Annotated in this window: 9 protein-coding genes; 5 read left to right on the forward strand and 4 right to left on the reverse strand. The window is 70.1% G+C overall.

The window, feature by feature from the left end; all coding sequences use genetic code 11:
• Nucleotides 1–1000 (reverse strand): alpha/beta fold hydrolase (locus OU415_RS37060; protein ID WP_270954404.1); only part of this gene is annotated, 1000 nt, incomplete at its 3' end.
• A gap of 280 nt (nucleotides 1001–1280) precedes the next feature.
• On the opposite strand from OU415_RS37060, the gene OU415_RS37065 reads away from it, so the two are divergent.
• Both OU415_RS37065 and OU415_RS37070 read left to right on the forward strand, forming a co-directional pair.
• On the forward strand, nucleotides 1281–2231 hold the full coding sequence (locus OU415_RS37065) for a TIGR03621 family F420-dependent LLM class oxidoreductase (RefSeq protein WP_270954405.1): 951 nt from the start codon (nucleotides 1281–1283) through the stop codon (nucleotides 2229–2231).
• A 70-nt stretch (nucleotides 2232–2301) separates the two neighbouring features.
• Nucleotides 2302–3507, forward strand: coding sequence for a threonine synthase (locus tag OU415_RS37070; RefSeq protein WP_270954406.1), 1206 nt, complete (start codon nucleotides 2302–2304; stop codon nucleotides 3505–3507).
• Between the two features lie 146 nt (nucleotides 3508–3653).
• Here the strand turns inward: OU415_RS37070 and OU415_RS37075 are convergent, their stop codons facing one another.
• Nucleotides 3654–4397 carry a TetR family transcriptional regulator gene (locus OU415_RS37075; RefSeq protein WP_270954407.1) on the reverse strand — a complete coding sequence of 248 codons (744 nt, stop codon included), beginning with the start codon at nucleotides 4395–4397 and terminating at the stop codon, nucleotides 3654–3656.
• Between the two features lie 141 nt (nucleotides 4398–4538).
• On the opposite strand from OU415_RS37075, the gene OU415_RS37080 reads away from it, so the two are divergent.
• Both OU415_RS37080 and OU415_RS37085 read left to right on the forward strand, forming a co-directional pair.
• On the forward strand, nucleotides 4539–5696 hold the full coding sequence (locus OU415_RS37080) for an acyl-CoA dehydrogenase (protein ID WP_270954408.1): 1158 nt from the start codon (nucleotides 4539–4541) through the stop codon (nucleotides 5694–5696).
• A 185-nt stretch (nucleotides 5697–5881) separates the two neighbouring features.
• Nucleotides 5882–6316, forward strand: a complete 435-nt coding sequence (locus OU415_RS37085; RefSeq protein ID WP_270954409.1) for a DoxX family protein — start codon at nucleotides 5882–5884, stop codon at nucleotides 6314–6316.
• Between the two features lie 3 nt (nucleotides 6317–6319).
• Here the strand turns inward: OU415_RS37085 and OU415_RS37090 are convergent, their stop codons facing one another.
• Nucleotides 6320–6790 (reverse strand): YkvA family protein, encoded by a 471-nt coding sequence (locus OU415_RS37090; RefSeq protein ID WP_270954410.1) that lies wholly within the window; start codon nucleotides 6788–6790, stop codon nucleotides 6320–6322.
• A 136-nt stretch (nucleotides 6791–6926) separates the two neighbouring features.
• On the opposite strand from OU415_RS37090, the gene murJ reads away from it, so the two are divergent.
• Nucleotides 6927–8552: a murein biosynthesis integral membrane protein MurJ gene (gene murJ, locus OU415_RS37095; protein WP_270954411.1), complete on the forward strand. Its 1626-nt coding sequence runs from the start codon at nucleotides 6927–6929 to the stop codon at nucleotides 8550–8552.
• Nucleotides 8553–8555: 3 nt separating this feature from the next.
• On the opposite strand, the gene OU415_RS37100 is transcribed toward murJ, so the two are convergent.
• Nucleotides 8556–9281 carry a type 1 glutamine amidotransferase gene (locus OU415_RS37100; protein ID WP_408641993.1) on the reverse strand — a complete coding sequence of 242 codons (726 nt, stop codon included), beginning with the start codon at nucleotides 9279–9281 and terminating at the stop codon, nucleotides 8556–8558.
• Between the last annotated feature and the right edge of the window lie 136 nt (nucleotides 9282–9417).

Genomic DNA, 9417 nt, shown 5'->3' on the forward strand with positions numbered 1-9417 from the left:
GCAGTTCCTTGAGCGCCCCGTCGATCACGGCGGTATCCACCGGGTTCATCCCACCACCGGCGAAGTGGCCCCACGCGCCGGGAATCACCCGGAGCTCCGCGCCCGGTATGCGGGCGACCTCCCACTCGTTGTCCTCCGGCGGGAAGTACAGGTCCTGCTGACCGGGCATGATGATCGACTCCGCTCGGATGCCCGCCAACGCCTCCTCGATCCCGGCGTACCCCGGGGTCGCTCCGAGATCGGCGTTCTGCCACGTCCACAGCATGGTCAGCAAGTTGTTCGCATCCCGCTGGAGGAACAGCGCCTCCCAGTACCCCACGAGGAAGTCCTCCAGGCTCCCGTAGTCCAAGGGCTCCGACTCGTAGCACTTCTCCCGGTAGAACTGCTGGCTGAACCCCCAACCCGCGTACACGCGAGCCAGCGCACGCAGCCCCGTCGTGGGCTGAGCGTCGTACCAACCACCGTTCCACGCCGCATCAGCGGTGAGCGCTGCCTTGACGCCCTCCAAGAACACGATGTTGTGCACGCTGGTCTTGGCCGCACCGCAGAACGGCAGCATCCGCCGCACCATCTCGGGATGGCTCAGCGCCCACTGGTAGGTCTGCGCCGCCCCCATCGACCACCCGGTCACCAGCTCCAGGCGCTCGATCCCGAACTGCTCGGTGACCAGGCGGTGCTGCAGCCGGACGTTGTCGTGGATCGTCACGTCGGGGAACCGCGCCCGGTCGTGCGGCGGCGGCGTGTTGCTCGGCGAGGACGACAACCCGTTGCCGAGCATGTTCGGGATGATGATGAAGTACCGCGACGGATCCAGCGCCATGCCCTCGCCGATCAGCCACTCGTTGTCGTAATGCTGACCCGAGTACCACGTCGGGTAGACGATCGCGTTGGACTTGTCGCCGTTGAGCTCGCCGTAGGTCTTGTACGCCAGCTTCGCCTGCCGCAGCGTGGCGCCGCCCTGCAACCGGACGTCCCCGAGCTCGAACACGTCGAAATCCATCAAAACCCTCCGACCCGCACCGTGCTGCCCGGCGAGCTGCCCGAGCCGGCCCGCCGGCCGACGCGCCCAGTCTCATCCAGGCCGGGAACGAGCACCACTCCCGGAAACGGGGCGCTGCGCCCTCGCGTCCGGGCTGTTTGAAAGCTGCGCGGTCCGACGATGAGCGGTTTCCGCCGAAGTTTATTTTAATTGACACTGAAATAATCGATGCAGCAGAAATCAGATGTCGTTCACCCCAGAGCGGATGGTCAAGGGCGCAGCCTTGCGGCAGCGTAGGTCCATGACCGAATTCCGGTTCGCCCACAACATCTTCGGCCTGGAATCACCCGAGTCCTTCGCCGCGGCCTGCCGCCGCGCGGCAGAGCAGGGCTACGACACCGTCTTCGCCGCCGACCACCTCGGAATCCCCTCCCCCTTCCCCACCCTCGTCGCCGCGGCCCAGGCGACTGAACGGCTCAGGGTCGGCACCCTCGTGCTCAACGCGCCCTTCTGGAATCCCGCGCTGCTGGCCCGCGAAATCGCCACCACCGATCTCCTCACCGGTGGCCGCCTGGAGGTGGGACTCGGCGCGGGCCACATGAAGTGGGAGTTCGACGAGGCCGGCATCGAGTGGCAGTCCTTCGACGAACGAGCCGATCAGCTGGAAGCCCTGATCGCCGAGCTGACCGAGCTGTTCGGCTCCGACGGCTACGAGCAGCAGGCCGTCCTCCGCGAGAACTTCGGCCTCCCCGCGCTCCGGCCGGTCCAGCGCACCGGCTTCGGCGGGTTCGGGCCACCGTTGATCGTCGGCGGCACCGGCGACCGGATCCTGGGGATCGCGGGCCGGACCGCGGACGTCATCGGTGTCGCCGGCGTCCTCCAGATCCCCGGACAGCCGCCGGGCACGTTCCGGATCGTCACCGCGGCGGAGACCGACGAACGAGTCCGGTACGCGCGCGAACAGGCCGGTGAGCGGGCCGACGAGGTGGAGTGGCAGGCCCTGGCCCAGGCGGCGGTGGTGACCGACGACCGCCGCTCCGCCGCGGAGGAGTTCCTCGCTCGGTCCGGATCGACGATGGCGGTCGACGAACTGCTGGAGACGCCGTTCGTCTTCATCGGCACGATCGAGCAGATGGCCGACCAGGTCCTGCGCAACTACGAGCGCTACGGCTTCACCTACTACGCGATCCACGGCCCCTACAAGGACGCATTCGCCCCGGTGATCGAACGCGTCCGCGCCACGAGCAGCTAGCCACCGGCAGATCGGGTTGTCGGCGGGAAAACCGACGCCGGCTGCTCCGGCACGGGTAGGGTCCAGCGACGTGGTGAATGATCGTTCTTCGGCCATCGGGCAGCGTTCGTTGGGAGATCCGGGCATCCGCTACCCGCTCTGGCCGCCGCTGACCACCGGCTGCCCGGAGACCAGCACCGAAACCACCTCCTACCCCGTCGAGGTCGATTACGACTACGACCGCGTTCCGCCCGAGCTGTTCCAGCAGCCGGCCGGCTCGGGGCTGGACCGCTGGGCTCCCCTGCTGCCGCCGCTCCACGCTCCAGGGCTCGGAGAAGGCGGAACCCCGCTGATCGAGCTCCCCGGCGACGGGGTGCACATCAAGGACGAATCCCGGAATCCGACGTGGAGCCACAAGGACCGGCTCAACCGCGTCGCGGTGAGCGCCGCAGCGGGCATCGGAGCTCCCGGAATCGTGGTCGCCTCGTCCGGAAACCACGGCGCCTCCGCAGCCGCGTTCGCCGCCCGCGCCGGTCTGCGGTGCATCGTGCTGGCTTCGCCGGCACCACCGGCCGTCAACACGTTCCTGCGGTCCTACGGCGCCGTCGTGCTGACGGTGCCGACCGAGGCGCGGTGGCCGCTGCTTCGCCGGATCGTGGCGGAGACCGGCTTCCACCCGGTCAGCAACAGCACCACGACGCACACCGGGCACGCGTTCGGCCCCGAGGGCTACAAGACGGTCGCCTACGAGATCTTCGCCGAACTCGGTGTCCCGGCGGCGATGTTCGTCCCGACCGGGTACGGAGAGCTGCTGTTCGGCGTGTGGAAGGGGTTCGCCGAACTCGTGCGCCTGGGCCTCGCGGCCAGAACGCCCCGGCTGTTCGCCTGCGAACCCGCCGCCGGCGGACCACTCTCCCGCGCGATCTCCCAAGGACTCCCGGCTACCTCGGTCGAGGTCGGCCCCACCTCCGCGTACGGGATCAGCTGCGCTGTGGGCGGTTACCGGGCGACGGTGGCAGTCCATGAGAGCGCCGGGCGCGCACTCCTGGTGGACGACGCGGAGATGGCCGCGGCCCAGCGGGACCTGGGGCGTTCCGGGCTCTGGTGCGAGGTCTCCTCGGCGGCCGGGCTCGCGGGGTTCCGGCAAGTGCGCGAGGAGTTCGACGGGCCGGTGGTGTGCGTGACGACCTCCAGCGGCTTCAAGGACATCGGTGTCGGAACCGAGCGGCCGGACGTCCTCGACCCCGAGTGGGACGTGGTGCGCCGCCACCTCCGGAACGCCGACATCCACTGCTGATCATCGCCGTCCCCGGGGGTCCAGGCTGTTCTCCCTTGCGGTTCCAGCTCGCCCGAGTCGAGGCTTAATTTCATTCAACACTGAAACCATAGATACTGTCGAACGTGATCAAGATGATGCTGATTTAGGCACTGAGTGCCGTTGATTCACCGGAGTTCGCGGAGCGCGTCCTCGAGCTGCTTGAGCACCACGTCCGCGGGAGCCGCCGTCCGGACGACGCCGACGACCACGCTCTCCCCTTCCGCGGCGGTGGACTCCACTGCGGATCGCCGTCCGTTCAGCGCCGCGGCGACCTGCTCGATCGCCTCGCGCAAGTGCCGCTTGGCGTCCAGCGTTCCCCCGCTCTTCAGCCACTGCCGGAGGATGTGGTTGTGCGCGGCGACCACCGCCGCAGCCGCCACCGCGGCGCGCAGGTCCCCGCCGGACTCCCCCGCGTAGCGCTGGCGCAGGTAGCGCGCGAACACCCGCTGGTAGCGGTCGATGCTCGCGATCTCCTTGTCGCGCAAGGAAGGAACTTGCCTGGTCAGCTCGAAACGCTTGAGCGAGACCTCCGGTTCGGCCAGGTACATCTCCAGCACCACCTCGGCGGTGCGCCCGAGCACCACCATGGGGTCCGCCGCCGGGTCGGCGCCGTCGAGCAGCTCGACCACCTCGGCCAGGCGCTCGTCGTGCCCGGGGAACACCACGTCTTCCTTGGAGCGGAAGTAGCGGAAGAAAGTGCGCCGGCCGACACCGGCCGCATCGGCGATCTGGTCCACGGTGGTCGCTTCGAAGCCCTGCGCGGCGAACAGCTCCAGCGCGGCCAGCGCCAGGGCGCTGCGCACCCTCCGCCGACCGTGCGCAGTGCGGCCGGAACGGGGCTTGGGCGCAGGAGTCACTGCCTCGGGCATGGCCGGAATATAGCACCGCCCCGCGTTGTAAGTGGCACTCAGTGCCGTTACGATGACGGCCGAGAACACCGTCCGCGAGCTGCGCGGACCCGCGACGGACTACCCCCACCAGGCAAGGCGGCGGGAACGAGGAGGCACCCGGTGAACCCGAACTTCGGCACCTACCAGCTGGCCGAGGAGCACCACGCGCTGCGCGAGGCGGTCCGCGACCTGGCCGAGAAGGAGATCGCCCCGCACGCGGCCGAGGTCGACGAGCAGGAGCGCTTCCCGCGCGAGGCTCGCGACGCGCTGGTCAAATCCGGGTTCGCCGCCGTGCACATCCCGGAGGAGTACGACGGCCAGGGCGCCGACTCGGTCGCCACCTGCATCGTGATCGAGGAGGTCGCCCGCGTCTGCGGTTCGTCCTCGCTGATCCCGGCGGTGAACAAGCTCGGCACCATGCCGATCCTGCTGTCCGGCTCCGAGGACCTCAAGAAGAAGGTGCTGCCCTCGATCGCCTCCGGCGAGGCGATGGCCTCCTACGCCCTGTCCGAACGGGAAGCCGGCTCGGACGCCGCGGCGATGAAGACCCGGGCCCGGCTCGACGGCGACCACTGGGTGCTCAACGGCAGCAAGTGCTGGATCACCAACGGCGGCGAGTCCAAGTGGTACACCGTGATGGCGGTGACCGACCAGGAGAAGCGCGCCAACGGCATCAGCGCCTTCGTCGTGCACGCCGACGACCCCGGCTTCGTGGTGGGGCCGAAGGAGAAGAAGCTCGGCATCAAGGGTTCGCCGACGGCCGAGCTGTACTTCGAGGACTGCACCATCCCGGCGGACCGGATCATCGGCGAGCCCGGCACCGGCTTCAAGACGGCGCTGCGCACCCTCGACCACACCCGCCCCACCATCGGCGCGCAGGCCGTGGGCATCGCTCAGGGCGCGCTGGACGCCGCGCTGACCTACGTCAAGGAGCGCAAGCAGTTCGGCAAGGCGATCGCCGACTTCCAGGGCGTGCAGTTCATGCTCGCCGACATGGCGATGAAGGTCGAAGCCGCCCGCAACCTGGTCTACCTCGCGGCGGCCCGCGCCGAACGCGGCGAGCCCGACCTGGGCTTCATCTCCGCCGCGGCGAAGTGCTTCGCCTCCGACGTGGCCATGGAGGTCACCACCGACGCGGTGCAGCTCTTCGGCGGTGCCGGCTACACCCGCGACTTCCCGGTCGAGCGCATGATGCGCGACGCCAAGATCACCCAGATCTACGAGGGCACCAACCAGGTCCAGCGCATGGTCATGGGCCGCGCGCTCCTCAAGGGCTGAACGAGGTTCTTCCATCCTCGTCGTGCGTGGCGGTGCGGTTGGCGGAAGCCCGAACAGGATGGAAGAACCTCAATGGAGCGGGGGTTGGGGCGGCGACGTCCCAACCCCCGCTCTCGCGTCGAGATGACCGCGGGCCCGGCAGCCAGCAGACTGGGAGTCACCAGTCGCTGGACAGGGGGCATGCCATGCACGCGGTACGTGACTTCTTCGCCTTCATCGGCCGGCTCGGCATCGGCATCATCCTGATCGCGCACGGCTGGCAGAAGGTCTTCGACTACGGGCTCGACGCGGTCGGGCGCAGCTTCGCCGAGATGCACGTCCCGCTGCCGCAGGTGTCCGCCTGGTTCGCCGGGCTGGTGGAGCTGGTCGGCGGGATCTTCCTGGTCATCGGGCTGCTGCTGCCGCTGGTCGGCATCCTGGTCGCCATCGAAATGGCCGGTGCGATCGTCCTCGTGCACCTGCCCCACGGCCTGTTCTCCCCCGAAGGTTTCGAGCTGCCGCTGGCCATCGGTGTCGCCGCGCTCGCACTGGGGTTCAACGGCGGGGGTTGGTCGATCGACCACGGGCTCTTCCGCCGCCGCGGCAGCGCCCCGCCCGAACCGGAACCGAGCGGGACCTGACCGCTACTCCGCTTCCACCTCGCTGCGCTGCTGCGCGGCCAGGTAGTTGCCCGACTCGGCGTACAGGCTGGTCAGCAGCCAAGCACCGACCCCGATGTCATCGCCGATTCCCAGCAGCGGCAGGAAGTCCGGGATGAAGTCGATCGGCGAGACCACGTAGCAGACCGCGATCAGCCACAGCAGCAGCTGGTAGCGCGGCAGCACCGGATTCCGGCCCCGAGCGGTGGCCGCGATCATCCCCGGCACCGCCCGCGCCCTGCGGAGCGGACTGCCCACCGGCGCCGCCCGGTGCGCGCGCACGGCGGCGAGCACCGGAACCCGACGGCGCACCGCAGCCATCGCACCGGCCAGGAGCATGCCCAGCCCGGCGGCGATCAAGCCGACCGGCAGCAGCCAGCCACCCGCCGCGTCGCCTCCGAACACCACCGCCACGACCACTCCGGCCACCAGCAGCAGCCCGCCGACCACGATCATCACCAGTCCCCCGTTCCCGCACCGCTGCGATCAGGTTGCCACGATCCGCGCTCGAGCGGCGGAGCCGGGTGTTCCGTGGCACGGTCGGCGAAAGCCGGTCGACTTCCGCCGGAAGTCGCCGACGCTGGGGAGGACCGTGGTCGACCAGGCCGAATCGCAGGCGCGCGACACCTCGCTGGCCCGCGCCAGCGCGACGATGGCGGTGGCCACCGCGACCAGCCGGGTCAGCGGCCTGCTGGCGAAGGTGCTGCTGGTCGCGGTGCTCGGGCTCGGCGTGGTCAACGACTCCTACACCGTGGCCAACACCCTGCCCACCGTGGTCAACGAGCTCCTGCTCGGCGGAGTGCTCACGAGCATCGCCGTCCCGCTCCTGGTCCGCGCGCAGCAGCGGGGCCCTCAGGAGGGCACCGAGTACGCCCGCTGGATGATCACCATGGGCGGGGTGCTGCTGCTCGTGGCCACGGCGGCAGCGGTCGCCGCCGCTCCCCTGCTCACCGAGCTCTACCTCGGCCCCGACACGCGCGCCAACTCCGCCCTGACCACCGCGTTCGCCCACCTGCTGCTGCCGGGCATCGTCTGCTACGGCCTGTCCGCGCTGCTGCAGGCGATCCTCAACGTGCGCGGGTTGTTCGGCACGCCCGCCTGGGCGCCGGTGGTCAACAACCTGGTCGTGATCAGCACGGTCGTGGTGTACGCGCTGATGCCCGGCGAGATCTCCACCAGCCCGGTGCGGATGGGCGAGCCGAAACTGCTGGTCCTGGGCATCGGCACGGCGCTGGGCATCGCCGCGCAGACGCTGATCATGGTCGTGTCGCTGCGGCGCAGCGGGTTCCGCTACCGGTGGCGCTGGGGCTGGGACCGGCGGCTGTCGGAGTTCGGCGGGCTGGCCGGTTGGGTGGTGCTCTACACGCTGGTCAGCCAGGCGGGCATGGTCGTGATCACCCGCGTGACCGGGCAGGGCACGCCCGGCAGCGTCGCGACGTTCAACTACGCCTGGCTGCTGTCGCAGGTGCCCTACGGGGTCCTCGGCGTTTCGCTGCTGACCGCGCTGATGCCCCGGATCAGCAAGGCCGCCGCGGCCGAGGACACCCGCTCGTTCGTCGCCGACCTGGCGCTGGGCACGCGCATGAGCTCGGTGCTGCTGATGCCGATCAGCGCGCTGCTGATCGTCGCGGGCGGGCCGCTCGCCGTGGCGTTCTTCTCGCTGGGCGCCAGCGATGTGGCCGCTGCCGACCGGCTCGGCTACGCCCTGGCCGCAGCAGCGATCGGGGTGGTCCCGTTCGCCATCACGATGCTGCAGCTGCGCGCCTTCTACGCGATGCACGACGCCCGCACTCCGACCTGGATCAACGTGATCATGGTCGTGGCGCGCAGCGCGCTGTGCTACCTGGTGCTGGCCACCGCGGACCCCGGCGACCTGGTCGTCGGGGTGACCGCAGCGATGTCGGCGAGCTTCGTGGTCGGTGCGATCGCCGGGCAGATCTGGCTGCGCTGCCGGGTCGGGCGGCTGCGGACCAAGAGCACGCTCGCCGGTATCGGGCGCAGCATCGCCGCCACTGCCCTCGGCTGCGGCTGCTCGATCGCAGTCGTCGCGGCGGTGCGCAGCGTGTTCGGACCGCTCCCCACCGCCGCCGACGCCTGGGCGTCGCTGATCATCCACACCGTCGTGGTGCTCGGAGTCAGCTTCGCCGCGCTGGCGCTGTTCCGGGCACCGGAGCTGAAACCCGCGGTGGACCGGCTCGCCCGGGTGTTCCGGCGCTGAGCCTCACTTGCGGTTGCGCACGTGCGGCCGGCTCCGCTCGGCGCGGAGCGCGCGCAGCTCGGGCGGGTCCGGCAGCGGTTCGAGCGGTTCACCGATCGCCCACTCCAGCAGCAGATCCGCCAGCCGCGGATTGCGCGCCAGAACCGGGCCGTGCATGTAGGTGCACACGACGTGCCCGCGGACCGCGCCTTCGGCCGAGTCGTGGCCGTTGCCGATGCCGCGCACCACTCGCCCCAGGGGGCGCGAGTCGCCGCCCACCGCGGTCCGGCCGAGGTGGTTCTCGAACCCGGTCAGCATCCCGACGCCCATCAGCGTCGACTGCGTCGTGACCTCGCCGATGGCCCGCCCTTCACCGGGTTCGGTGTCGGCATCGACGAAGCCCAGGCCCTCGTGCCGCTTGCCGTCGCCGGTGACGAAGCTGGTCCCCAGCACCTGCAACCCGCCGCACACCCCGAGCACCGGAACGCCCCGGTCCACCGCGCTGCGCAGTCCCCTGCCCCGGCGCAGGAACCGCACCGCCGCGACCTGCGCGACGTCCTCTCCCCCGCCGATCAAGTACAGGTCGCAGGACTCCGGCACCGAGTCCGCCGACGACAGCACCGTGACCGTCTCGCTGTCGATGTTGCGCCACTTCAACCGCTGGGCCAGCACGATGACGTTGCCGCGGTCGCCGTAAGTGCCCAGCAGGTCGGGCAGCACCAGGGCGAGGCGAATCCGGTCGCGCATCATCAGCGGCTCCTGGCGACGAGATCGCGGAACGCCGTGTAGTTGGCGATCACGTCGGGCACCCCGTCATCCGTCCCGGCCAAGGCGTCGTCCACCGAGGTGGAGACGGTGGCCGGGACCCCGGCTAGGGGGGGTCCCA

Source organism: Saccharopolyspora oryzae, assembly GCF_027853915.1.
In the GTDB taxonomy this organism is placed as follows: Bacteria; Actinomycetota; Actinomycetes; order Mycobacteriales; family Pseudonocardiaceae; genus Saccharopolyspora; species Saccharopolyspora oryzae.